Origin of the sequence: Microbacterium ulmi (assembly GCF_011759705.1) — a bacterium.
GTDB lineage: Bacteria > Actinomycetota > Actinomycetes > Actinomycetales > Microbacteriaceae > Microbacterium > Microbacterium ulmi.
Genome location: NZ_JAAOZF010000001.1, coordinates 2,432,690 through 2,457,327, shown reverse-complemented (window position 1 = coordinate 2,457,327; position 24,638 = coordinate 2,432,690). Strand labels below are relative to the sequence as shown.

At 72.2% G+C, this 24,638-nt stretch carries 17 protein-coding genes; 5 read left to right on the top strand and 12 right to left on the bottom strand.

What is annotated here, in order from left to right; genetic code table 11:
* Positions 1-83: 83 nt before the first annotated feature.
* Positions 84-1,406 (top strand): bifunctional o-acetylhomoserine/o-acetylserine sulfhydrylase, encoded by a 1,323-nt coding sequence (locus FHS08_RS11455; RefSeq protein WP_167039064.1) that lies wholly within the window; start codon positions 84-86, stop codon positions 1,404-1,406.
* A gap of 68 nt (positions 1,407-1,474) precedes the next feature.
* On the opposite strand, the gene FHS08_RS11450 is transcribed toward FHS08_RS11455, so the two are convergent.
* A complete protein-coding gene (locus tag FHS08_RS11450) occupies positions 1,475-2,413 on the bottom strand; it encodes a hypothetical protein (RefSeq protein WP_167039062.1) in 939 nt (312 codons plus the stop codon).
* A gap of 184 nt (positions 2,414-2,597) precedes the next feature.
* Here FHS08_RS11450 and metX point away from each other — a divergent pair, with 184 nt between their 5' ends.
* Positions 2,598-3,803, top strand: a complete 1,206-nt coding sequence (metX, locus tag FHS08_RS11445; protein WP_167039060.1) for a homoserine O-acetyltransferase MetX — start codon at positions 2,598-2,600, stop codon at positions 3,801-3,803.
* A 70-nt stretch (positions 3,804-3,873) separates the two neighbouring features.
* On the opposite strand, the gene FHS08_RS11440 is transcribed toward metX, so the two are convergent.
* The 5 genes from FHS08_RS11440 to FHS08_RS11420 form a co-directional block, all read right to left on the bottom strand.
* Entirely contained in the window at positions 3,874-4,650 is a 777-nt protein-coding gene (locus tag FHS08_RS11440; protein WP_167039058.1) for an NUDIX domain-containing protein, read from the bottom strand.
* 29 nt (positions 4,651-4,679) lie between these two features.
* A complete protein-coding gene (locus tag FHS08_RS11435) occupies positions 4,680-5,918 on the bottom strand; it encodes an MFS transporter (protein ID WP_341800389.1) in 1,239 nt (412 codons plus the stop codon).
* A gap of 92 nt (positions 5,919-6,010) precedes the next feature.
* Positions 6,011-6,328, bottom strand: coding sequence for a thiamine-binding protein (locus FHS08_RS11430; protein WP_167039056.1), 318 nt, complete (start codon positions 6,326-6,328; stop codon positions 6,011-6,013).
* A 26-nt stretch (positions 6,329-6,354) separates the two neighbouring features.
* Positions 6,355-7,632 carry a glycosyltransferase 87 family protein gene (locus FHS08_RS11425; protein ID WP_170283246.1) on the bottom strand — a complete coding sequence of 426 codons (1,278 nt, stop codon included), beginning with the start codon at positions 7,630-7,632 and terminating at the stop codon, positions 6,355-6,357.
* A 75-nt stretch (positions 7,633-7,707) separates the two neighbouring features.
* On the bottom strand, positions 7,708-8,553 hold the full coding sequence (locus FHS08_RS11420) for an ADP-dependent NAD(P)H-hydrate dehydratase (RefSeq protein ID WP_167039054.1): 846 nt from the start codon (positions 8,551-8,553) through the stop codon (positions 7,708-7,710).
* A gap of 33 nt (positions 8,554-8,586) precedes the next feature.
* Here FHS08_RS11420 and FHS08_RS11415 point away from each other — a divergent pair, with 33 nt between their 5' ends.
* Positions 8,587-9,657 carry an NADH:flavin oxidoreductase/NADH oxidase gene (locus FHS08_RS11415; protein WP_167039052.1) on the top strand — a complete coding sequence of 357 codons (1,071 nt, stop codon included), beginning with the start codon at positions 8,587-8,589 and terminating at the stop codon, positions 9,655-9,657.
* 386 nt (positions 9,658-10,043) lie between these two features.
* On the opposite strand, the gene FHS08_RS11410 is transcribed toward FHS08_RS11415, so the two are convergent.
* Positions 10,044-11,102 (bottom strand): hemolysin family protein, encoded by a 1,059-nt coding sequence (locus tag FHS08_RS11410; RefSeq protein ID WP_167039050.1) that lies wholly within the window; start codon positions 11,100-11,102, stop codon positions 10,044-10,046.
* The gene (locus FHS08_RS11405; protein WP_167039847.1) at positions 11,095-12,420 is read right to left on the bottom strand and encodes a hemolysin family protein; all 1,326 of its coding nucleotides are present in this window, start codon (positions 12,418-12,420) and stop codon (positions 11,095-11,097) included. Before FHS08_RS11405 ends, FHS08_RS11410 begins: the two co-directional genes overlap by 8 nt.
* A 773-nt stretch (positions 12,421-13,193) precedes the next feature.
* Between FHS08_RS11405 and FHS08_RS16945 the strand changes: the two genes are divergently transcribed.
* Positions 13,194-14,147: a hypothetical protein gene (locus FHS08_RS16945; protein ID WP_243847279.1), complete on the top strand. Its 954-nt coding sequence runs from the start codon at positions 13,194-13,196 to the stop codon at positions 14,145-14,147.
* Positions 14,148-15,372: 1,225 nt separating this feature from the next.
* Here FHS08_RS16945 and guaB1 read toward each other — a convergent pair.
* A complete protein-coding gene (gene guaB1, locus FHS08_RS11395; protein WP_167039047.1) occupies positions 15,373-16,830 on the bottom strand; it encodes a GMP reductase in 1,458 nt (485 codons plus the stop codon).
* A 177-nt stretch (positions 16,831-17,007) separates the two neighbouring features.
* Between guaB1 and FHS08_RS11390 the strand changes: the two genes are divergently transcribed.
* The gene (locus tag FHS08_RS11390; protein ID WP_167039045.1) at positions 17,008-20,724 is read left to right on the top strand and encodes a multifunctional oxoglutarate decarboxylase/oxoglutarate dehydrogenase thiamine pyrophosphate-binding subunit/dihydrolipoyllysine-residue succinyltransferase subunit; all 3,717 of its coding nucleotides are present in this window, start codon (positions 17,008-17,010) and stop codon (positions 20,722-20,724) included.
* A 213-nt stretch (positions 20,725-20,937) separates the two neighbouring features.
* On the opposite strand, the gene FHS08_RS11385 is transcribed toward FHS08_RS11390, so the two are convergent.
* The 3 genes from FHS08_RS11385 to FHS08_RS11375 form a co-directional block, all read right to left on the bottom strand.
* Entirely contained in the window at positions 20,938-22,239 is a 1,302-nt protein-coding gene (locus tag FHS08_RS11385; protein WP_341800388.1) for an APC family permease, read from the bottom strand.
* Between the two features lie 234 nt (positions 22,240-22,473).
* The gene (locus FHS08_RS11380; RefSeq protein WP_167039042.1) at positions 22,474-24,021 is read right to left on the bottom strand and encodes a glycerol-3-phosphate dehydrogenase/oxidase; all 1,548 of its coding nucleotides are present in this window, start codon (positions 24,019-24,021) and stop codon (positions 22,474-22,476) included.
* On the bottom strand, positions 24,018-24,605 hold the full coding sequence (locus FHS08_RS11375) for a TetR/AcrR family transcriptional regulator (RefSeq protein WP_167039040.1): 588 nt from the start codon (positions 24,603-24,605) through the stop codon (positions 24,018-24,020). The genes FHS08_RS11380 and FHS08_RS11375 overlap by 4 nt, the downstream gene beginning before the upstream one ends.
* Between the last annotated feature and the right edge of the window lie 33 nt (positions 24,606-24,638).

The window sequence follows — 24,638 nt, the reverse complement described above, 5'->3', positions numbered from 1 at the left end:
ACGTTGTCGACACATGGCGCGCTTCGTACCCTCGGACAAGGCCGCGTCGCTCGACGCGGGCCACCTGACCCGCAGGAGCCATCATGACCGCTGCCGAGAACTGGCGCTTCGAGACCAAGCAGATCCACTCGGGCGCGCAGCCCGATCCGGTCACGAAGGCGCGCGCGACCCCGATCTACCAGACGACGTCCTACGTGTTCGACAGCGCCGACCACGCCGCGAACCTCTTCGCGCTCGCCGAGTTCGGCAACATCTACACGCGCATCCAGAACCCCACGCAGGCGGTCGTCGAGGAGCGCCTCGCGGCCCTCGAAGGCGGTACGGGCGCGCTCCTGGTGGCCAGCGGTCAGGCGGCCGAGACGTTCGCCGTGCTCAACATCGCCCAGGCGGGCGACCACATCGTCTCGTCCAGCTCGATCTACGGCGGCACCTACAACCTCTTCAAGTACACCTTCGCGAAGCTCGGCATCGAGACGACGTTCGTCGAGAACCAGGACGACGCCGACGAGTGGCGCGCCGCGATCCGTCCGAACACGAAGCTCTTCTTCGCCGAGACGATCGGCAACCCGAAGATCAACGTGCTCGACATCCGCACGGTCGCCGACATCGCGCACGAGGCCGGCATCCCGCTCATCGTCGACAACACGATCGCGACCCCCTACCTCATCAAGCCCTTCGAGCACGGCGCCGACATCGTCGTCCACTCCGCGACGAAGTTCCTCGGCGGCCACGGCACGGTCATCGGCGGCGTCATCGTGGACGGCGGCACGTTCCCGTGGTCGGAGCACGCCAACCGCTTCCCCGGCCTGTCGACGCCCGACCCGTCGTACCACGGCGCCGTCTACACGCAGGCCGTGGGCGACGGCCTCGCGTACATCATCAAGGCCCGTGTCCAGCTGCTGCGCGACCTCGGCTCGGCGATCTCTCCGCAGAGCGCCTGGCTGCTCATCCAGGGCATCGAGACGCTTTCGCTGCGCGTCGAGCGTCATGTCCAGAACGCGCAGGAGATCGCGGAGTGGCTCGAGAACCACCCCGACATCGCGTCCGTCAACTATTCGGGCCTTCCGACATCGCCCTGGTACGCGGCTGCGAACCGGTACGCGCCGAAGGGCGTCGGGGCCGTGCTGTCGTTCGAGCTCAAGGGCGGTGTCCAGGCCGGCCGCGAGTTCGTCAACTCGCTGACCCTGTTCAGCCACCTCGCCAACATCGGCGACGTGCGCTCGCTCGTCATCCACCCCGCGTCGACGACGCACTCCCAGCTCACGCCCGAGCAGCAGCTGACGACGGGCGTCACGCCCGGCCTCGTGCGGCTGTCGGTCGGACTCGAGAACATCGACGACCTCAAGGCCGACCTCGAGCAGGCGCTCACCGCCGCCCGCCGCGTCTCGGAGGCCGCGCGCGCCTGACCCTGACTCGGGAACACGGATGCCTCGGACCGCGCGGTCCGAGGCATCCGTCGTCTGCACGGCCCGGCTCAGGCGGCGTCCCACCAGCGCAGGACGCGCAGCGCCCGCAGCGTCACCCAGCGGCTCGGGAAGCCCTCGCCCTCCTGCTCCATCGCGAACAGCCGCGGACCCTCGTGGCAGTTCTCGTACGCGAACATGCCGTTGGCGTCGGCCTTCGAGCGAAGGAGAGCCACGGCGTCGGCGAGGCGCTCATCGCGGCGATCGACGAGCCGGAAGTGGTCGAGACCGCGCAGGATGTCGTGGAACCAACGCACGGGGAACGAGAGCATCGTCATGCGCGGATCGGCGATCTCGCCCGTCGACCTCCTCCGGTAGAGGCCGCGCTCGAGCAGGTACTCCTCCCCCGTGCGGCGGGCCTCGCGGGACCCGGCGGTGCCGCCGGTCGCCCTCTCCCACTCGCGCAGCCCCTCCAGCACGCAGATCGTGGAGTGGAACGACGAGACCGAGCTCTCCTCCATCCAGCAGTTCCAGCCGCCGTCGCCGAGGCGCTGGCCGACGGTCGTCTCGACGATCCTGTCGACCGGCTCGCCGAAGTACGCCCCGACCGCCATCGCGATGCCGTTGACGCACGGCTCGACCTCGCCGTCGAAGTAGGGCGCGCCGTCGTACTCCCACGTCACGTTGTCGCGGACCCTCTCGATCGCCCGGCGCGCCTGGGGGCTCGAGGGGTCGAGGCCGAACTCCCACAGCGCCTGCAGCGAGAAGTGCGTCGCCGTCCAGGCGTCGAAGAACGGCCGTTCCTCGTCGACCCAGCCCGGGCGGTACGTGCCGCCGTCCCAGCGGCCGTCGTCGGCCTGCGCGGCGAGCATCCGTGCTCCCCAGCCTTCCGTCGCGACTCTCGCGCGCTCAGCCGCGACCTCGTCGGCCGGCGCATCGAGCAGGCCGGCCATGACCTGCCAGCGGATCGCGGGGTCTCCCCGCATGAGGTAGTCGATGACGGGGTCCATTCGCGAGACGCTACTCCCGCCCGGGGACACGCCTCCACGGCGGCGCCGTGCCCGGCCGCGGGGATCGACCGCGACCTGCGGGGCCGGGCACCCGATCCCGCGCCTCGCCCGGGATTCCCCGCCGTCACGCGCGCCGTCGCGTAACAGTGCCGCCCGACCCCGCGGCACCCGCGACAATGGACCGATGGACTGGCAGACCTCCGAAGACACCGTGCCGTCGGCACCGGTGACGGAGGCCGACGCGCGCCTGCTCCTGGGGCGCCCGCCCGCGACGGGCGCATGGCGAGACGGCGACGCCGTCGGCGACAGGCGCTTCGCGGCGTTCGGGTCGTTCCGGACGGAGGGCGGCCGCGAGCTGCCGGGCTATCGTCTCGCGTACGAGACGTGGGGCGGGCTCAACGCCGCCCGCGACAACGCCGTGCTCGTGCTGCACGCCCTCACGGGCGACAGCCACGTGCGCGGACCGGCGGGGCCGGGGCATCCCACCGCCGGCTGGTGGGACGACATCGTCGGCCCGGGCGCCGCGATCGACACCGACCGCTGGTTCGTCGTCGCGCCGAACATGCTGGGAGGATGCCAGGGCTCGACGGGCCCCGCCAGCATCGCGCCCGACGGCTACGAGTGGGCCTCGCGCTTCCCCTACCTCACGATCCGTGACCAGGTCGCAGCGCAGGTGCGCCTCGCCGACGCGCTCGGCATCGACGTCTGGGCGGGCGTGCTGGGCGGCTCGATGGGCGGCATGCACGCTCTCGAATGGGCGATCGGGATGCCGGAGCGCGTCGCGCGGGTCGGCATCCTGTCTGCTCCGCCCGTCAACACGGCCGACCAGATCGCGCTGAACTCCGTGCAGCTGGAGGCCATCCAGATCGATCCGCGCTTCCAGGGCGGCGAGTACTACGACGCCGGCGACGGCGACGGGCCCCATCGCGGGCTCGCCCTCGCGCGGCGGATGGCGCTGCTGAACTATCGATCGCCGACGGAGCTCAACCAGCGCTTCCAGCGGTCGTGGCAGTCGGGCGTGAGCCCGCTCGGCCACGGCGGGAGGTTCGCGGTCGAGTCGTACCTCGACTTCCACGGCAACCGCTTCACGCGCCGCTTCGACGCGAACACGTACCTCGTGCTCGTCAACGCGATGAACTCGCACGACGTCGGACGCGACCGCGGCGGAATCGAAGACGCGCTCGCGCGCGTGACCGCGACCGCCCTCGTGCTCGGCATCGACAGCGACCGGCTCTTCCCGATCGACGGTCAGCATCGCATCGCGCGCGGCATCCGGAGCACCCTCGACGGCGACCGCGCCGTCGCCCTGGCGAGCGACTTCGGCCACGACGGCTTCCTCATCGAGACCCACGCGGTCGGCTCGCACGTGCGGCGGCTGCTGGAGTCCTGAGGGGCCGCGACCGCGAGGCGACGCTCGGCCGATCCCCGTCAGGCGGCACGGAGCATGCTCCGCGGCCGAATCACGCGTCGCGCGTGTACCGCCACGGCAGCGCGCCCGCCTCGAGGCGGTGGCGGGCGGATGCCGGCGCCTGCGTGTCCTGGTCGTACTCGGCATCCCCGTGCCAGAGGAAGAGGGGTCCGTCGGCGGCGCTCCGGGCGACGGTCTCGAAGTGCTCGACGCCGCGCAGACGCAGCACGTCCAGGAGCGCCCCGACGTCGCCCTGGCCCGAAAGGCCGTGGAGCGTCACCCATGTCGGCGGATACAGCGTGAGCTCGCCGCGTCCGTGGCGCTCGAGCACGTCGTCTGGGCGCACCCACTCCGCAGAGACCGCCTCATCGGCCGACAGCGCGAGGGCGCCGTCGGGCGAGTGCACGGCGAAGAACCACGTGCGGATGCGCAGTGCGATCCCGGGCGGCGGGTCCCACCGCGACACCGCGAGGAGCACGCCCGGATCGAGGTGCAGCCCGACCTCCTCCCACGTCTCGCGAGTGCCCGCGCGTCGCGCGGACGCCTCTTCGCGCTCGACCGGCTCGGCGGCCGCCTCCGCGCCGACGGCATCCTGCGGCTCGAGCTTGCCGCCCGGGAAGACCCAGGCGCCCGCGAACGAACCGCGATCTGGCCGCTCGATCATGAGCACCTCCGGCCCTCGGGCGCCGTCGCGCAGCACGAGCACGGTGGCGGCGACGGGGATGCCGGGATCTTCGGCGTCGCCCGGCCTGCGGGGCCGGGCCTCGGCGATCGAGTCGGCGAGCGCGCGCGAGACGCGATCCGGAGGCTGGGGCGCGGCGGCGGGCACGGGTTCAGCCTAGAGCGGCGTCCGTCTCGTCATCCGTCGGCGGCGGGTCGGCGGACGGCCGAGGCCGCGCGCGCACGCTCTGTCGCGAGGCTCGCGAGCGCGATCCCGAGGCCCGAGAGCGCGAGCGCGACGCCGACCCACGCGGGCGCGACGAACCCGAGCCCCAGCGCGATGACGACGCCCCCGAGGAACGCGCCCAGGCTGTTGCCGATGTTGAGGGCGGAGTGGTTCAGCGCCGCCGCGATCGACTGGTTGTCCTGCGCGACGTCCATGAGGCGCGTCTGGATCGTCGGGCTCAGCACCGATGAGACGAAGCCCGTCGCGAACACGAAGAACCCCAGGGCCCAGATCCAGTGCGACGTCACGGCCAGGAGCGCGAGCACGAGGGCGAGGGCGAGGAGCCCTCCCACGAGCGTGCGCTTCAGGTCGACGTCGGCGAGGTGGCCCCCCACGAGGTTGCCGATCGTCATCCCGACGCCCATGAGCACGAGCACGATGGGCACGACCCACTCCGGCGATCCGGCGACCTCGGTCACCATCGGCGCGACGTAGCTGTAGACCGCGAAGAACCCGCCGAACCCGATCGCGCCGACGCCGAGCGCGAGCCACACCTGCCCGATGCGGAAGACCTTGAGCTCGGCCCGGAGAGTGCGTGCGGGGTCGCCCGCGTGCGCGGGGACGAACAGTGCGATGCAGACGGTCGCGAGGGCGAAGATCGACGCGACGACGACGAACGCGGCACGCCATCCCACCTGCTGCCCGAGGAACGTGCCCAGCGGCACGCCGACGACGTTCGCGATCGTGAGCCCCGTCAGGACGAACGCGACGCCCTTCGCGCGCTTGCCCGGTCCGAGGGCGTCCGCCGCGACGAGTGCGCCGATCCCGAAGTAGGCGCCGTGCGGAAGGCCCGCAAGCAACCGGGATGCCGCGACCAGCCCGAACGACGGGAGCAGGAACGTCAGCGCGTTGAAGAGCGTGAGCGCGAGGGCGAGGCACACCATGACGCGATGCCGCGGAAAGCGGGCGACAGACCCGGCGATCGTCGGCGCGCCGATCACGACTCCCAGCGCATACAGGCTGATGAGCCAGCCCGTCTGGGCGATCGCGTGCTCGGGGCTCGCCGCCCACTGCGCCGGCAGGAGGTCCTGCGCGATGTTCGGAAGCAGGCCCATGACGACGAACTCCGTCATGCCGATGCCGAAGCTCCCGATCGCGAGGGACAGCAGCGCGGGCGCGGCTGCGCGCGGACGGGCGCTCGACGAGGTCACGCGGTCATGCTAGCGCCGGCCGCGGCATCCTGTCGAATCGATTCGAGACCCGCTCCCGCGCTGTTCGCCGTCGCGTCCGCCGCGGCGGGAGGTCAGGCGTCGTCCGGGGAAGCCGCGAGCGCCCGCTCCAGGCGCTCGACCTTCGCGTCGAGCTCGCCCGTATACCCGGGGCGGATGTCGGCCTTGAGCACGAGCGAGACGCGGGAGCCGAACGGCAGCACCGCTTCGGTCGCGAGGCGCACGACCTCGAAGACGGCATCCCACTCCCCCTCGATCTCGGTGAACATCGAGGTCGTGCGGTGCGGCAGACCGCTGTCGCGGACGACCCGCACGGCCGCTGCGACGGCGTCGTGCACGGAGCCGTCCGCGCGTCCGGTGCCGCTCGGTGCGACGGAGAAGGCGACGAGCATGGGAACCTCCCGGGTTCGATGACGGATCAGGATGCCGCGGCCCGCTGCCGCTGCAGCCGGGCGTGGACGTGCGGGTGCGGCGCGACGCGCGCGATCATGACGACGACCCAGGCGAAGAGCGCGACCAGGAGCACGTTGCGCGCCGTCAGGAGCGCCGCGGGGATGGGCTGCGCGCTGACGAGCTGCCAGTAGGTGAGCGGGTAGACGGCCTGCGTGAGGAACGCGATCGCGAGTGCGAGCGCCGCGGGACCCCACCAGTGGCGGCGGTCGACGACCATCCCGACGACGAGCGGTGCGACGATCCACGTCATGTACTGCGGCGAGCCGACCTTGTTGAAGACGATGAACGCGAGGACGAGCCCCAGGGCCAGGCGCGGGAACAGCGCCGCGAAGCTCGCGCCGCGCCACACCTTGACCGCGCCCGGAGCCGCGAGCGCGACCACAGCGAGGATCTGCAGCGGAGTCATGACCGCGATGACGGCGTCGACGTGCGGTCCCGTCACCTGGAACGTGATGAGGTCGAAGTCGTAGTAGACGGACGAGCCCGCGACGCCCGCGACCGCCTGCCACAGATAGAGCGTCCCGACGGGCGCCTCGAGCTGGATGCCGCGGTCGGACTGGTCGGCGATGAAGCCGAAGGCATGCGCGCCGCCGCCGAGCACCACGACGACCAGGAGCGTCGCCGCCGAGACCGCGAGCCCTGCCGCGACGACCACCAGCCGGCGTCGAAGTGCGACGACGGCTGCGACGACGAGCGCGGCCGGCCACACCTTGATCCACGTCGCGATCGCCAGAAGCGCCGACCCGAGCCAGGGGCGCCCGACGAGCCACAGGCACCCCGCGATCGCGAGCGGCACCGTGAAGCCGTCCAGCCGGTAGATCCCGACGGGGCCCAGGAGCGCGATGAAGCTCAGCCAGAACCACGCGGCGACGGTCCGGCCCGTCGCGCGGCCGGTGCCGACGAGCAGCGCGAAGGCCGCGGCATCCGCGACGGTGACGAGGATCGCCCACCCGATCGTGTAGCCCCCTGCCCACGCGAACAGCCAGGCCAGGAGCATCGGCACGAGCGCCAGCTGCGGGTACACCCACGGCTCGGTGATCCCGACGAAGCCGACGTGCGTGCGCTCCGAGACCATCGAGTACCAGCTCGGATCGACGTATCCCCCGTGGAGCCACGCCCCCGACCAGCGCTCGTAGACGTTGTAGACGTCGCCCATCGGCTGGTTCGGCAGCCGGAATCCGAGCACCGCGACGCCGACGTGCACGACGGCGAACGCGATCCACAGCACCGCCCGCCTCGACACGCCCCCATCCTACGGGCGGTCCCGACGCGGGCCCCGTGCGCCGTCCGCGCCGAGCTCGCCGTGCGGAGCGAGGGCTCAGCGCCGCGTGAGCAGGCCGCTCACGATCCCGGGGAGCGAGTCGGCGACGTCCAGCGCCGTGATGGGCCCTCCCGCAGGGCCGAGGGATGCCGCGGCCACCGTCGCGGCGCGGCCGTGCAGCCACGCGGCGGATGCGGCGAGCGGGCCGAGGGCCTCGTCATCCTGCGGCCCGCCGTGCGCCTGGGCCACCGCGACGAGCCCGCCGAGGACTCCCGCGAGCACGTCGCCCGTGCCCGCCGTCGCGAGCCACGGCGTGCCCGAGGCGACGAGGGCGGTCCACCCGGCGGGAGTGGCGACGATCGTCTCCGCGCCCTTGAGGAGCACCGTCCCGCCCAGCGCGCGCGCGGTCTCGCACGCTGCGGCCACGCGGTCGGGTCCCGCGTCGGCGAGGCCGAGCTCGCTGCGCAGGCGCACGTGCTCGCGGTCGTGCGGGGTCACGACGAGCGGCGCGGACGCCCCGATCGCGAGGCCGAGCGCCCCCGCGTCGACGACGACCGGGACCTCGCCCGCCAGGATGCCGCGCAGCGCGGCGGTCTCGGCATCCGTCCGCTCCGCGGGATCCGTCCCGGAGCCCACGACCCAGGCCTGCACGCGTCCGTCCACCGTCACGGTCTCAGGGCGTCTGTGCAGCACGAGGTCGGACGCGCGCGTGGGGCCCACGTACCGCACCATCCCGACACCCGTGCGCCACGCGGCCTCGACCCCGATGACGGCGGCGCCGGGATACTGCCCCGATCCGGTGCGCAGCCCGACGACGCCTCGGGAATACTTGTCATCCGAAGCGGTTGGCCCGAGCAGGGACCGTGCCGCGTCATCCCTCGTCCACGTGCGGGCCTCGACCATGGCCACACCCTACCGCCGCTTGGGAGCCACTCCATGAGCCTGCTGTTCTCCCCGTACGCGATCCGCGACGTCACGTTCCGCAACCGGCTCTGGGTGTCGCCGATGTGCCAGTACAGCGCCGTCGAGGGCGTTCCGCAGGAGTGGCACCACACGCACCTCGCTCAGTTCGCGTCGGGCGGAGCGGGACTCGTGATGGCCGAGGCGACCGCGGTCTCTCCCGAGGGGCGGATCTCGCCGGACGACACGGGCATCTGGACCGCAGGTCAGCGCGACGCATGGGCTCCGATCGTCGCCGCCGTCCACGCGCGCGGCGCCGTCGCGGGCATCCAGCTCGCGCACGCGGGACGCAAGGCGTCGACGTGGTCGCCGTTCTCGGGTCACCACGGCAGCGTTCCGATCCACGACGGCGGCTGGCAGACGGTCGCCCCGTCCGCCGTCGCGTTCGAGGGCTTCGCAGAGCCCGTCGAGCTCGACCGCGACGGCATCGAGCAGGTCGTCGCCGACTTCGCCGCCGCCGCGCGCCGGGCCGTCGACGCAGGCTTCGACGTGCTCGAGATCCATGCGGCGCACGGCTACCTCCTGCACCAGTTCCTCTCGCCCCTGTCGAACCGGCGCGACGACGAGTACGGCGGCTCGCTCGAGAACCGCGCGCGACTCGTCCTGCGGGTCGTCGAGGCGGTGCGGGATGCCGCACGCCAGGCTCCTCTGTTCGTGCGGTTCTCCGCGACCGACTGGGCGGAGGGCGGCTGGAGCGTCGAGGAGACCGCCATCGTCGCGCGCTGGGCCGCCGATCGTGGCGCCGACTTCTTCGACATCTCCAGCGGCGGCCTCGTCGCGCACCAGCGCATCGAGCTCGGCCCGGGCTACCAGGTCGGGCTCGCCGCCCGTGTGCGCCGCGAGGCGGGCGTCCCCGTCAGCGCCGTGGGTCTCATCACGGATGCCGCGCAGGCCGAGGCGATCCTGCAGGCGGGCGACGCCGACGCCATCATGGCCGGCCGCGAGTGGCTGCGCGACCCGCACCTCGCGCTGCGCGCCTCCGCAGAGCTGGGCGTCGAGCTGGACTACTGGCCGGCGCAGTACCTCCGCGCGCGGCCGCACCGCTGAGCCGCGGCCGGCTCGGCGGAGCCGGGCCGCTGTGGGCGAGGGCCGCGCGACTCAGCCATGCCGCGGCTCAGCTGTGCGGCGCCGCGGAGCCGGGGGGCAGCGCGACTCAGCCATGCCGCGCGGCTCAGCCATGCGCGGCGCGGAGCCGGGCCACTGGAGCCGAGGTCGGCGCCGCGGAGCCGGGCCGAGGCGAACCGCTGAGCCGAGCCCGGCTCGGCTCAACCATCCGCGACGTCGAGCCAGGCCGCGCCGCCGGGCGGATCCAGCACGGCGCCCGCGCCGGTTCGGGGTCGATCGTCGGTCGAGCCCGCGTGGCGTCGCCGTCGATCGTCGGTCGAGCCCGCGTGGCGAAGCTGAGCCGAGCCGGCGCCGCGTCGGCGCCTGCGTCAGTAGATCCGACGCCTCGTCGCGTCCTGCACTTCGCCCACGAGCTCCTCGATGATGTCCTCGAGGAAGAGCACGGCCGTCGTGCGACCCGCGGCATCCCGCACCTGCGCGAGGTGACGGCCCTCGCGGCGCATCGTCGCGAGTGCGTCCTCGAGATCGGTCGTCTCGAGCACGGGCACCATGTGATGGATGCGGCGCGAGCCGATCGGACGCACGACGTCGGACTCGGCATCCGGACCCTCCGCGGCCCGCAGCACGTCCTTGAGGTGCACGTACCCGAGCGGCACGCCGTCTGACCCGACGATGACGTATCGCGAGAAGCCGTGCTTCGCGACGGCCCGCTCGATCTCGTCGGGGGTCGTCGATTCGGGCAGCGTCACGAGGTCGGCGAGCGGGACCGCGACATCCATCGCCTTCTTGTCGGTGAACTCGACGGCCGCCGCGACCGTTCCCGCGGCGTCGTCCAGGACGCCTTCGATGCGGGACTGGTTGACGATCGTCGCGACCTCGTCGAGCGTGAAGGTCGACGCGGCCTCGTCCTTCGGCTCGACGCGGAACAGGCGCAGCGTGTGGTTGGCGATCCAGTTGAGCGACACGATGAGCGGGTGGAACACCTTCGAGATCCACACGAGCGGCACCGCCAGCATGAGCACGGCGCGATCGGGCACGGAGAAGGCGATGTTCTTCGGCACGAGCTCGCCGAACACGACGTGCAGGTACGATACGACGACGAGGGTGATGACGAACGCGACCGTGTCGATCGCGGCCTCGCCCCACCCCGTGAGCCCGAGCGGCGCCGCGAGCAGGTGGTGGATCGCGGGCTCCGAGACGTTCAGGATCAGCAGCGAGCAGATCGTGATGCCCAGCTGGCTCGTCGCGAGCATGAGCGTCGCGTGCTCCATGGCGTACAGCGCCGTCTTGGCCGAGCGGATGCCCTTCTCGGCGAGCGGCTCGATCTGCGAGCGGCGCGCCGAGATGACCGCGAACTCCGCGCCCACGAAGAACGCGTTCGCGATCAGCAGGACGAACAGCCATGCGATGCCGGCCCAGTCACTCATCGCCGTCACCGCCCTCCGCGTCGGCGTCGGCCGGTCGCGGGGTGAACGAGATCCGATCGACCCTGCGTCCGTCCATGCGCTGCACCCGCAGCATCCCGTCTTCGATCTCGACCTCGTCGCCGACCGCGGGGATGCGCTCGAGCACGCTCATGACGAAGCCGCCGACCGTGTCGTAGACGTCGCCCTCGGGCACGCGGATGCCCGTGCGGTCGAGCACCTCGTCGGGCCGCAGGTCGCCCGGCAGCGTCACCGAGGCGCCCGCGCGGACGATGCCGGCCTTCCGCCGGTCGTGCTCGTCGAGGACTTCGCCGACGATCTCCTCGACGAGGTCCTCCAGCGTCGCGACGCCCGCAGTGCCGCCGTACTCGTCCACGACGACCGCCATCTGATAGCCGCGGGCACGGAGCTCCGAGATCAGCGTGTCGAGGTGCACGGCCTCAGGCACGCGCAGGGGCTCGGTCGCGAGTGCCGCCGCGGGAACGTCGGCGCGGCGATCGCGCGGGACCCCGACGGCGGCTTTGAGATGCACGACGCCGACGATGTCGTCCATGTCGTCGTCGTACACGGGGAACCGGCTGTGTCCTGTGCGGCGCGCGAGCTGGATGACGTCGTTGGCCGAGTCGCCGGCGGCGACGGCATGGATGCTCGGTCGAGGGGTCATGACGTCGGCCGCCGTGAGGCGCGAGAAGGTGAGGCTGCGGTCGAGGAGGGATGCCGTGTCCTCCTCGAGCACGCCGGCGCTCGCGGAGCGGCGCACGAGGCTCGAGAGCTCCTCGGCCGTCCGGGCTCCGGAAAGCTCCTCCTTCGGCTCGATCCCGAGCGCGCGCAGGACGCCGTTCGCGCTGCCGTTGAGCACGGAGATGGCCGGTCGGAACACGACCGTGAACGCCGTCTGGAAGGGGATGACGAGCTTCGCCGTCTGCCGGGGAAGCGCGAGGGCGAAATTCTTCGGGACGAGCTCGCCGAGGATCATCGACAGGATCGTGGCTACCGCCACGCCCACGAAGACCGCGATGGGGCTCACCGCGGCACGCGGAACGCCCCATGCGGCGAGCACGGGTCCGAGGAGGTTCGAGATCGCCGGCTCCATCGTGTAGCCCGTCAGCAGCGTCGTGAGCGTGATGCCCAGCTGCGCGCTCGAGAGGTGCGTCGAGGTGATCTTCAGCGCCGCGATCGTCAGCCCGAGACGCGTCTCGCCGCGGTCGCGCCGCGCTTCGAGGTCGGCACGGTCGAGATTGACGAGCGCGAACTCGGACGCGACGAACAGGCCCGTGCCGATGACCAGGAGGAGCCCCACGGCCAGCATGACGTAGTCCATCACGCATCACCCCCGTGGATGGGAGTCGGTTCGTGGGGCCGGCGTCTGCAACTGGGAGGGTCGTCCATCGTGCCGCTCATTCTACGGGCAGGCATGGAGTGCGATGCGGGGATGCCGCGCCCGACGTCGGCCGCCGGCATCCATCCGTCACGCCCTCGGGAGGGTCCCCGCTGCGCTGCGCAATCACGCGGACCGCGGATTGTGCACCCCCGCGGCCCCGCCCGGTCACACGACCGCGGCACCTCCGTGCGCCGCCGCGGCCCCGCCCGGTCGCACGACCGCGGCACATCCGTGCGACGCCGCGGCCCCGTGCCCGCCGCCGACCACATAACCGCGGCACTTCCGTGCGACGCGACCCGCCGGTCGCACGACCGCGCCACATCCGTGCGAGGGCGGCGCATCCATCCGCAGCAGATGCACCGAACAGCCGCACACGCAGGAATCAGGATGCCGCACGCCGCACCGGGCCACGGCATGGATGCAGCGCCCGCACCACGATCGCCCTGCGGCCCGGAACCCGCGGCGACCACACGACCGCGGCACTTCCGTGCGCCGCGAACCCGCCGGCCGCACGACCGCGGCACCTCCGTGCAACCGCGGCGCATCCATCCGCAGCAGATGCACCGAACAGCCGCACACGCGGGAATCAGGATGCCGCGACACGGCGTCCTGATCCGCTCCTCGGCTCCTCCCCCGGGGCAGATGCACCGATTCGCTCCACCGCCGTGCGACGGGGTCGGCGGTCGGCCTCTCGGGCGGCGCAGGCTCGGAGGGTGAACCAGCTCACGCTGCCCCTCGACGTCGTCCGCCGGCGCGACCGCATCGACCCGATCGACAACCGGAAGCTGAGGCGTGCGCTCGACGACGGCAGCTGGACGAGGATCGCCGCGGGCGCGTTCGTCCGCACGAACGAGTGGCGCGCTCTCCTGCCGATCGAGCGGCATCGAGCGCGGCTCTCGGAGATCGTTCGTCGGGTGCGCGGCCCGGTCGTGTTCTCGCACTTCGCCGCGGCGGCGTGGTGGGACATCGACGTGCTCGGCGCGTGGCCCGAGCGCATCGACGTCACCTGTCCTGCCGCAGGTGGCGGCCGCTCCAGCGGACTCATCCGCCGACGGACCCGCGACCTCGAAGGCATCGAGACCGTGCCCTTTGGCATCCATGCGATCACGACCCCTGCCCAGACCGCGCTCGACCTGGCCCGGGCCGAGCCGTTCGTGCGCGGGGTGTCGGTCGTCGACCAGGCGATCTGGTCGGGACGCGACGGCGGCGCGCTGGCCGATCTCGGCGTGATCGCCGAGCTGTGGGAGTCCCAGCGAGGACGACGCGGAGAGGCCCGTGCGCTCCGGGCGATCTCTTTCGCGAGCCCGCTCGCAGCCAACGTCCGGGAGTCGCAGAGTCGAGTCCTCGTCGCGCAGCTCGGCTTTCCGAGGCCGCGCCTCCAGGAGCGGCGGGTGCTCGCAAGCGGACGCGTCGTCTTCGCCGACCTGTACTTCCCGGAGCACGACCACTGGTGCGAGATCGACGGAAGAGCGAAGTACCTCGATCCGGCGTTCCTCGACGGCCGGACCGCGGAGCAGGCGGTCATCGACGAGAAGAACCGCGAGAACGAGATCCGCCGGGAGGTGCGCGCGTTCTCACGATGGGAGGCGAAGGATGCCGATGTCCCGCGCGCGATCTACGACATCCTGACGGGATCGGGCCTCCCGAGCGTGCTCCCGCGGCCGTGACGGGATCGCTCCGCCACGGCATCCCGCGCCGGTCGTCTCACACGACAGCCCCGCCTCCGTGCATCCCCACGGTCAGCGGTGCGCGACGGCTCCGCGCATCCGGCTCCTCGCCTCCGTCGCGGGCCGAGAGGAGCGGCGGGCGCAAAAGAAGGTGCAGTCACGCGACTGGGCGCCGCGAGATCTCGGCGCCATGAGACCCGGATGCGGCGAGTCCTCGATGCCGCGAGATCTCGGCGCCGCGCGACCGATGTGCGGTGACACATACGACTGTGCGGCCCACGTGCCGTGAGGCACCGTGACACCAATGCGCCGCGGGATCGAACGACGTCCCGCCGGGATGATCGGCTTCAGCGGCGGGATCGCCGTGCGCCGGTTCGCTGCATCCGACCTCCTCACGTGTTCGCAAGGGGTTCAGCCCACGCGCCGCGGTCGCACCGAACACCCGCAGACGCGGGAACCACGCGCCCCCGCGCACCGAACAGCCGCAGTCATGGGAACCACGCCTGACCACCCCACCGCTGCCCTTTCGTGCAGAGGCGCCGCTCCTATGCACCGCGGTGGCACCGAACACCCGCAGTCGCGAGAACCACGCCGCCCCGCGCACACCGAACACCCGCAGACGCGGGAACCACGCCTGACCACCCGACCGCTGCACACTCGTGCAAAGGCGCCGCTTCTATGCGCCGCGGTTGCACCGAACTCCCGCAGTCGCGGGAACCACGCCGCTCCCGCGCACCGAACACCCGCAGACGCGGGAACCACGCGCCCCCGCGCACCGAACAGCCGCAGTCGCGGGAACCACGCCTGACCACCCCACCGCTGCCCTTTCGTGCAGAGGCGCCGCTTCCATGCGCCGCGGTGGCACCGAACACCCGCAGAGGCGGGAACCACGCCGCCCCGCGCACCGAACACCCGCAGACGCGGGAACCACGCGCCCCCGCGCACCGAACAGCCGCAGACGCGAGACCCAGGCCTGACCACCCGACCGCTGCACACTCGTGCGAAGGCGCCGCTCCTATGCGCCGCGGTTGCACCGAACACCCGCAGACGCGGGAACCACGCCGCCCGCGCACCGAACACCCGCCGTCGCGGGAACGTGGGATCGGCGCCGGGCCAGCCCGCCCGGACGCCGCACGCCCGGACCCCGCACGCCCGCCCGCCCGCCCGGACGCCGCACGCCTGCACGCACGGACGCCGCGGCTGCGGCATCCGTCACCGTGCAGCGCTACCAGCTGACCGGGAGCGCCTTGCCCTCTTCGTAGCCGGCGGCGGACTGCAGGCCGACGCGTGCTCGGTCGTGGAACTCGGCGATCGTCGACGCGCCGGCGTAGGTGAAGGACGACCGGACGCCCGACGTGATCATGTCGAGCAGGTCCTCGAGGCCGGGTCGCAGCGGATCGAGGTAGATCCTCGAAGACGAGATGCCCTCCGCGAAGAGCTCCTTGCGGGCCAGCTCGTACGGGTCGAGACGCCCGAATCGCTCGTGCACGGCCTTCGTCGAGGCCATCCCCCACGACTCCTTGTAGACCTTGCCGTCGTCGTCGGCGAGCAGCTCGCCCGGCGCCTCGATCGTGCCGGCGAACCACGATCCGATCATGACGGATGCCGCGCCCGCGGCGAGCGCGAGCGCGACGTCGCGCGGGTAGCGCACGCCGCCGTCGGCCCACACGTGCGCGCCCATGATCCGCGCGGCCTCGCTCGTCTCGAGGACGGCGGAGAACTGCGGGCGGCCGACGGCCGTCATCATGCGGGTCGTGCACATCGCTCCCGGTCCGACGCCTACCTTCAGGATGTCGGCGCCCGCCGCGACGAGATCGTGCACGCCTTCGGCCGTCACGACGTTGCCCGCTGCGATCGGGATGCCGAGGTCGAGCTCCGACACGGTGCGCAGCGCTCGCAGCATCCCCTCCTGGTGACCGTGCGCCGTGTCGACGACGAGCAGGTCGACGCCGGCGGCCGCGAGCGCCTGCGCCTTCGCCGCGACGTCTCCGTTGATCCCGACGGCTGCCGCGACGATGAGGCGGCCGTCGTCGTCGACGGCGGGCCGATACAGGGTCGAGCGCAGCGCCGTGCGGCTCGACAGCGTGCCGACGACGAAGCCGTGGTGCAGGACGCACACGGTCTCCGCCCCCGCGCCGACGATGAGGTCGAACGCATGTCGCGCGCTCTCGACGTCGTCGGCGTCGATGGACGCCGCGCGCCCGCGGGCGAGGTCGCCGAGGCGCGCGTCGGGCAGCGCCGTGCCCAGGCGCCTGGCGGGGACGACCCCGAGCACGTCGTCGATCTTGAGCGCCGCGGGCGCGGCCGCCGACACGACGATGCCGTGGCCGTCCGTCGCCGGCAGCAGCCGCGACGCATCGGCGACCGTCGCCTCGGGCGGGAGGACGAGAGGCGTGTCCCACGGCACGGGCTGCGCCTTGACCCAGCGGATCGCGGCATCCAGCTCCTGCAGGGGCATGTCCTGCGGCAGGACGCCGAGTCCGCCGCGGCGCGCGAGCGTCGCCGCCAGTCGTGCCCCCGTGACGGAGTTCATGTTGGCCGATACGAGCGGGATGGTGGCGTTCGTGCCGTCGCCCGGGGAGAGATCGACATCGAGGCGGCTCGTGACGGATGAGCGACGCGGGACGAGGAAGACGTCCGAGTAAGTCAGGTCGACGTCGGGCTGCTCACCGTAGAATTCCACGATCCCCAGGGTAGTGACTCCACGTCGCGCGGATAATGATGCATGTTCGTGCCCGAACGCAACTCCAGGACAGGGAAAGTGCTCATCAGACTGGGTTAGGCTTGTCAGTCGTGCGTGTGGGCGGCATCCTGCCCCGCACGTTCTCCAATCTTCACTGAGGAAAGCAGGCGATCGAGCGTGTCGAGCCAGGTGACGGGCGTCGGGACTTCGAGCGAAGGGGAGTTCGGAGCCAATGAGTGGCTCGTCGAGGAACTCTTCGAGCAGTTCAAGGTCGACAAGAACTCAGTGGACAAGGCGTGGTGGCCGATTCTCGAGGCCTACCATCCCGCCGGCGAGGCGCCCGCTGTGCGCGTCCCCTCGGCGCCGACGCAGCCGGCATCCGAGGTCGCGAAGCCGGCATCGGCGGCACCGGTCGAGCCGAAGCCCGTGACGGCGCCCATCCCCGTCATCGGCGCGCAGCCCATCGCGCGCACGACCGCCAAGCCCGCATCGGCCCAGCCGATCCCCGCGCAGGCGCCGAGCGTCACGCCGTCGACGGGCGAGGCCTCGACGGAGGAGGATCGCGTCACGCCGCTGCGCGGCCTGCCCAAGACCCTCGCCGCCAACATGGACGAGTCGCTCACGATGCCCACCGCGACGAGCGTGCGCACCGTTCCTGCGAAGCTCATGATCGACAACCGGATCGTGATCAACAACCACATGTCGCGCACGCGCGGCGGCAAGGTGAGCTTCACGCACCTCATCGGCTGGGCGATCATCCAGGCGCTCAAGGAGTTCCCGAGCCAGAACGTGTTCTACGCCGCGATCGACGGCAAGCCGTCGGTCGTGGCGCCCGCACACATCAACCTGGGCATCGCGATCGACCTTCCCAAGCCCGACGGCACGCGCGCGCTCCTCGTCCCGAGCATCAAACGCGCCGACACCCTCACGTTCGGCGAGTACCTCGCGTCGTACGAGGACCTCGTGTCCCGCGCCCGCGGCAACAAGCTGACGCCGGGCGACTTCCAGGGAACGACGATCTCGCTGACCAATCCGGGCGGCATCGGCACCGTGCACTCCGTGCCGCGCCTCATGAAGGGTCAGGGGTGCATCGTCGGCGCCGGCGCCCTCGAGTACCCTGCCGAGTTCCAGGGCGCGAGCGACAAGACGCTCAACGAGCTCGCGATCGGCAAGACCATCACCCTCACGAGCACGTACGACCACCGGGTCATCCAGGGCGCGGGCTCGGGCGAGTTCCTCAAGAAGGTGCACGAGCTGCTCATCGGGCAGCGCGGCTTCTACGACAGCATCTTCTCCGCCCTCCGCATCCCCTACGCCCCCATCCACTGGGCCGCCGACATCAACGTCGACCTCGCCGAGCGCGTCGACAAGACGGCGCGCGTGCAGGAGCTCATCAACGCGTTCCGCGTCCGCGGCCACCTCATGGCCGACATCGACCCGCTCGAGTACGTGCAGCGCACCCACCCCGACCTCGAGATCGAGAACCACGGGCTCACGTTCTGGGACCTCGACCGCGAGTTCGTCACGGGCGGCTTCGGCGGCAAGCGCATCATGAAGCTGCGCGACATCCTGGGCGTGCTCCGCGACTCGTACTGCCGCACGATCGGCATCGAGTACATGCACATCCAGGACCCCGAGCAGCGTGCGTGGTTCCAGCAGAACGTCGAGCTCAAGTACGAGAAGCCCGGCCACGACGAGCAGCTCCGCATCCTCGACAAGCTCAACCAGGCCGAGGCGTTCGAGACGTTCCTGCAGACGAAGTACGTCGGCCAGAAGCGCTTCAGCCTCGAAGGCGGCGAGTCCCTCATCCCGCTCCTCGACGAGATCCTGCAGGGCGCCGCGCTCGCCGGGCTCGATGGCGTCGGCATCGGCATGGCCCACCGCGGCCGCCTCAACGTGCTCACGAACATCGCCGGCAAGACGTACGGCCAGGTCTTCCGCGAGTTCGAGGGCGCAGTGGCCGTCGGCAGCAAGAGCGGCTCGGGCGACGTCAAGTACCACCTCGGCACGGAGGGCACCTTCATCGCAGACGGCGGGCAGGAGGTCCCCGTGCTCCTGGCCGCGAACCCCTCCCACCTCGAGACCGTCGACGGCGTGCTCGAGGGCATCGTGCGCGCCAAGCAGGACCGCAAGCCGATCGGCACGTTCTCGTGGCTGCCGCTGCTCGTCCACGGCGACGCGGCGTTCGCCGGTCAGGGCGTCGTCGTCGAGACGCTGCAGATGTCGCAGCTGCGCGGCTACCGCACGGGCGGCACGATCCACGTCGTGGTCAACAACCAGGTCGGCTTCACGACGGTGCCGGGCGACGGCCGCTCGTCGGTGTACGCGACGGATGTCGCCAAGACGATCCAGGCGCCGATCTTCCACGTCAACGGCGACGACCCCGAGGCCGTCGTCCGGGTGGCACAGGTCGCGTTCGCGTACCGCGAGCGCTTCCACCGCGACGTCGTGATCGACCTCGTCTGCTACCGTCGCCGCGGGCACAACGAGGGCGACGACCCGTCGATGACGCAGCCCCTCATGACGAACCTCATCGAGGCGAAGCGCTCCGTGCGCCGCCTGTACGTCGAAGCCCTCGTCGGCCGCGGAGACATCACCGAAGAGGAGTACGAGCAGGCCAAGCGCGACTTCCAGGACCGTCTCGAGATCGCCTTCGCCGAGACGCACGCCGCGCAGACGGGCGCGTCGGGCATCGTGGCGGATGCCGTGGCCGTCGAGCCCGTCTCCGGCGCCCCCGAGACGACCGGCGTCGGCAGGGAGGTCGTCCAGCTCATCGGCGACACGTTCGTCAACAAGCCCGAGGGCTTCACGGTGCACCCGAAGCTGCAGCAGCTGCTCGACAAGCGCCTCGACATGAGCCGCAGCGGCGCGATCGACTGGGCGTTCGGCGAGCTCCTCGCCTACGGCTCGCTCCTGCTCGAGGGCACGAACGTCCGCCTCGCCGGTCAGGACTCGCGCCGCGGCACGTTCGTGCAGCGCCACGCCGTCCTGCACGACCGCGCGAACGGTCAGGAGTGGATCCCGCTCACGAACCTGTCCGACAACCAGGGCCGGTTCTTCGTGTACGACTCGCTCCTGAGCGAGTACGCCGCGATGGCGTTCGAGTACGGCTACTCGGTCGAGCGCGCCGACTCCCTCGTGCTGTGGGAGGGACAGTTCGGCGACTTCGCCAACGGAGCACAGTCGGTCATCGACGAGTACATCTCGGCCGCCGAGCAGAAGTGGGGTCAGCAGTCGGGCGTCGTGCTCCTGCTCCCCCACGGCTACGAGGGCCAGGGCCCCGACCATTCGTCGGCGCGCATCGAGCGCTACCTGCAGATGTGCGCGCAGGACAACATGACGGTCGCGCGCCCCTCGACGCCGGCGTCGTACTTCCACCTCCTGCGCCGTCAGGCCTACCAGCGCCCTCGGCGTCCTCTCATCGTCTTCACGCCGAAGGCGATGCTGCGTCTGCGCGGCGCCACGAGCCCCGTGGCGGACTTCGTGACGGGTCGCTTCGAGCCCGTGCTCGACGATTCGCGCCCGATCGACAAGGCCGCCGTCAAGCGCGTCCTCCTGCACGCCGGCAAGATCCACTGGGATCTCGCGTCCGAGCTCGAGAAGAACCCGAACCCCGAGATCGCGCTCGTGCGGCTCGAGCAGTACTACCCGGCGCCCGTCGCCGAGCTCAACGCCGTCATCGACAGCTACCCCGGCGCCGAGCTCGTGTGGGTGCAGGACGAGCCCGAGAACCAGGGCGCGTGGCCCTTCATCGCGCTCGAGCTCGTCAAGCACCTGCACGGTCGCACGATCCGCCGCGTCTCGCGCAAGGCCGCCGCCTCGCCTGCGACGGGCTCGCCGAAGATCCATGCCGTCGAGCAGGCCGAGCTGCTGCAGAAGGCGCTGACGCTGTAGCCATCGCGCTTCGCGAAAGCGGGGACGGATGCCGCGGCATCCGTCCCCGCTTGATCTCGCCGCTGCGCCCCGCGCGTCGCGACGCGGGGGGCGTGGTTCGGCGCGGCTCGCCGTGGTTCGGCGCGGCCCGGAGCGGTTCCGAGCGGTGCGGCGCGGCGCGGCCGTGCCGAGACGCGCGACGGTGCGAGCGCAGGGCGCGGGCGGCGCGAGGCCTCAGCGACGACGGATGCGCCGCCACACCGTGACGGCGACGGCCACGATCGCGAGGACGGCGGCGGGAAGGAGCGATCGCACCGCGAGGGCGAGCATGCCGGCGCACAGCACGGTCGCGACCAGCGCCATCCACCAGCCCGGTGTGCCGCGGCGCAGCAGCCGCACGGCGGCGACCATGCCGATCGCATAGATCGCCACCATGCTGCTGGTGTGCACGAGGATGAACGGCGTGAGGTCGATGCCCGTCGCGAGCATGAGCACGAAGTACGCGAGGAACGTCGCTCCCGTCAGGGCGAGGGCGCGACGAGGGATGCCGCCCGCTTCGGCGCCTCTCGCGAACCATCGCGGCAGGTCGCGGTTGACGGCGAGCGACGAACCGAGCTTCGCGAACGCCGCGAGGTAGGCGTTGAGGACTCCGAGCGCGACGATCGCCGCGATCGTGCCGACCAGGACGGTGCCGAGATCCGTCGATCCGAGGCGGGCGAGCTCGAGCAGGGGCACCTGCCCGTCGCCCGCGGCTCCGCCGAGCGCGCCGACCGTCACGACCTGGAGCACGAGGTAGCAGGCACCCGTGACGACGAGCGCGATGCCCGTGGCGAGCGGGATGTCGCGACGAGGGTTGCGGAACTCGCCGGAGATGTGCGTGCCGACCTCCCACCCCGCGAACGCCCACACGAACAGGCTGACCGCGGTGCCCACACCTGCCCACCCGTGCGGCAGGAACGGCGTGAAGTTCTGCGGCTCGACGGCGGGCGCTGCGAGCGCGACGACGAGCACCACGACCGCGAGCAGCAGACCCGTCAGGACGAACTGCACCCAGCCGGCGAGCCGGACGCCGAAGGCGTTGACGGCGAACGGCGGCAGGAAGATCGCCGCAGCGAGCACCGGGATCATGGCTCTGTCGACGCCCACGACGGCCGTCACGTACTCGGCGCCGAGCACCGCCACGACGGGTGCGCCCGCCGCGACGCCGAACATGAACCAGTACCCCGTCATGCGGGCGACGGTGTCGCCGAGCGCGCGCCGCGCGTAGCTCGCGACACCGCCGGGGTCGGGATAGCGGGCCGCGAGCGCCGCGAACGTGCCCGCGAGCGGGATCGACAGCGCGATCACCGCGACGACGGCGACGACGCTCGCCGGCCCCGCGACCTCGGCCGCCAGACCGGGCAGCACGAGGAGCCCTGTCCCCAGCACCGACGCGATGTACAGCGCGATGCCCTGCGGGAGGCCGAGCGTGCCGTTGCGCGCGTGGGCGGCCCCTGCGGAGGCCGGAGCCGGCGCGACGGGGAGCCTCGTGGTCACCGATCCAGTCTCCCCCGGCCCTCCGACGCTGCGTTCCGCGCCGGCGGTCGAGCGTGGGCGGATTCCTGCCAGCATCCGTCACGGCGCCGGGGATCAGGCCACGCGCCGCACGCCGCGACCGCGTCCGGCCGTCCGCACGGCGGCGAGCACGGGGGCGAGCACGTCGGCGAGCACGGGGCGAGCACGGGGGCGCGCACGCGTGCGCGCACGCCGTGCGCCCCGCGCGACCCCCGCTCAGGCCGGATCGACCCCGGCCCGCGCGAACGCGGCGGCGGCGGCATCCGTCGACTGCTCGCGATCCGCGGCGACCAGACCGAGCCGCGTGCGGCGGTCGAGCAGGTCGTCGATCGTCAGTGCTCCCTCGACGCGCACTCCCCATTCGAGCTCCTGCGCCGTGACGCCCCTCGCGGCGCCCGGACCCCCGGGGAGGGATGCCGCGAACGGCGCCTCCGCGCCGTACCTGCGGACGAGCCGTGGCGGCGCCGGGATCTCGGCGAGCCGCTCGCGCGGCCAGGCCCCCACGAGCGGGAGCGAGCGCGTGCGCGACGGCTGCGCCGTCGGCAGCCGCCGTCGGCGGACGGCTTCGTCGATGCCGTCCTGCGCCATGCGGCGATAGGTCGTGAGCTTGCCGCCGACGACGCTCAGGATGCCGGCATCCGACTCGATGATCGCGTGCCGGCGCGACAAGTCGCTCGTCTCGTCGGTGCCCGCATGCGACAGCAGGGGCCGCAGGCCCGCGAACGTCCCGACGAGGTCGGCGCGCGTGAGCGGCTCGGCGAGAACGGTGTTGACGACGCCCAGGAGCATGTCGATCTCGGCGTCGGTCGCGTGCGGGACGTCGGGGATCGGTCCGTCCGCGGGCACGTCCGTGAGCCCGATGTAGGTGCGTCCGTGCGACGCCGGCACCGTGAAGACATAGCGGCTCCGCGAGCCCGGCACGGGCACCGTGAGCGAGGCGTCCGCGCCGCCGAGCCGCTCGGTGTCGACGACGAGGTGCGTCCCGCGGCTCGGGCGGAGGCGCACGTCGGGGTCGAGGGCGCCCGCCCAGACGCCCGCGGCGCTCACGACGGCGCGCGCGGAGACGGACAGCTCCTCCCCCGTCAGCGCATCCCTCAGCAGCGCGCTCTCCCCGTCGACGGCGACCGCCTCGACGCGGGTGAGCACGAGGGCCCCGTGCCCCGCGGCCGTCCGTGCGACGGCGACGACGAGCCGCGCGTCGTCGATGAGCTGCCCGTCCCAGCCGCGCATCGCGCCGCGCAGGTGCTCCGCGCGGATGCCGGGGACGAGCCGCAGCGTCTCGGCCCGGCCGATGGGCCCCGGCGCGTGCAGGACGGCGTCAGGCGTCCCGACCACGCGGCGCAGTCCGTCGCCGAGGCCGTAGCCCACGCCGATGTACGCCCCGCGGGCGAGATGGTCGGGCTCGAACAGCGGCACGACGAGCGGCACGGCGCGGGTGAGGTGCGGCGCGATGCGCGTCATGAGCAGGTGCCGCTCGGCGGCGCTCTCGTGCGCGATGCCGAGCTGGCCCGACGCGAGATACCGAAGGCCGCCGTGCACGAGCTTCGAGCTCCATCGGCTCGTGCCGAAGGCGAGATCGTGCTTCTCGACCAGGACGGTCCGAAGGCCGCGGCTGGCGGCATCCAGCGCGAGGCCCGCGCCCGTGATCCCGCCGCCGATGACGAGGACGTCGACGCGGGGGTCGTCGCCGAGCCGCGCGAGCTCCCGCGAGCGGCGAACGGCGGTCAGCGCCGACGGACGAGGGGTGCGACCGACGATCCTCATGCGTCGACCGCCAGGTAGCCGCGGACGATGAGGGCGAGCTCGTGCGCCCACGCCTGGGCCGGGAGCCACTCCGCGACGATCGGAGCCGACTGCACGGCCGACTGGATCGTCAGCAGCAGCATGGCCGCGATGCGGTCGGGATGCCCCGGACGCACGAAGCCGGCGCGTTGTCCCGCATCGATGCGGCGCGCGAGGTCGGCGTGGATCGCCCGCTGGCTCGTGCCGACGCGCTCGAGGACGTACCGGGCGAACAGCTCGGGGTCGGTGTCGCGCAGACGGTCGACGAGAGGCATGCGCCGGATGCCGTCGGCCGTGGTGACGAGCAGGTCGACGAGTCCGTCGAGGCCGGTCGCCTCCACGCGCGGGAGGACGGCGAGCAGCTCGCGCGTCACGAGCGCCGCGAAGAGCGTCTGCACGTCGGGCCAGTAGCGGTACAGGGTCTGCCGGGCCACGCCCGCGCGTCGCGCGATGTCGGATGCCGTCGTGCGGCGGATGCCGTGCGCGAGCACTTCCGCGAGCGCGGCGTCGAGGAGCACGGCGACGGTGGCGGAGGTCGCGGAGGACTCGTGGGCGGCATCGACCATGGGACAACCATACATAATGTGTCATACTGTCGC

Coding starts and splice junctions, on each gene's coding strand:
- metX (WP_167039060.1), top strand. CDS start 2,598: ATGGACTGGCAGACCTCCGAAGACACCGTGCCGTCGGCACCGGTGACG.
- FHS08_RS11450 (WP_167039062.1), bottom strand. CDS start 2,413: ATGGACCCCGTCATCGACTACCTCATGCGGGGAGACCCCGCGATCCGC.
- FHS08_RS11405 (WP_167039847.1), bottom strand. CDS start 12,420: ATGGACTACGTCATGCTGGCCGTGGGGCTCCTCCTGGTCATCGGCACG.
- FHS08_RS11415 (WP_167039052.1), top strand. CDS start 8,587: ATGAGCCTGCTGTTCTCCCCGTACGCGATCCGCGACGTCACGTTCCGC.
- FHS08_RS11420 (WP_167039054.1), bottom strand. CDS start 8,553: ATGGTCGAGGCCCGCACGTGGACGAGGGATGACGCGGCACGGTCCCTG.
- FHS08_RS11410 (WP_167039050.1), bottom strand. CDS start 11,102: ATGAGTGACTGGGCCGGCATCGCATGGCTGTTCGTCCTGCTGATCGCG.
- FHS08_RS11375 (WP_167039040.1), bottom strand. CDS start 24,605: ATGGTCGATGCCGCCCACGAGTCCTCCGCGACCTCCGCCACCGTCGCC.
- FHS08_RS11430 (WP_167039056.1), bottom strand. CDS start 6,328: ATGCTCGTCGCCTTCTCCGTCGCACCGAGCGGCACCGGACGCGCGGAC.
- FHS08_RS11380 (WP_167039042.1), bottom strand. CDS start 24,021: ATGAGGATCGTCGGTCGCACCCCTCGTCCGTCGGCGCTGACCGCCGTT.
- FHS08_RS11455 (WP_167039064.1), top strand. CDS start 84: ATGACCGCTGCCGAGAACTGGCGCTTCGAGACCAAGCAGATCCACTCG.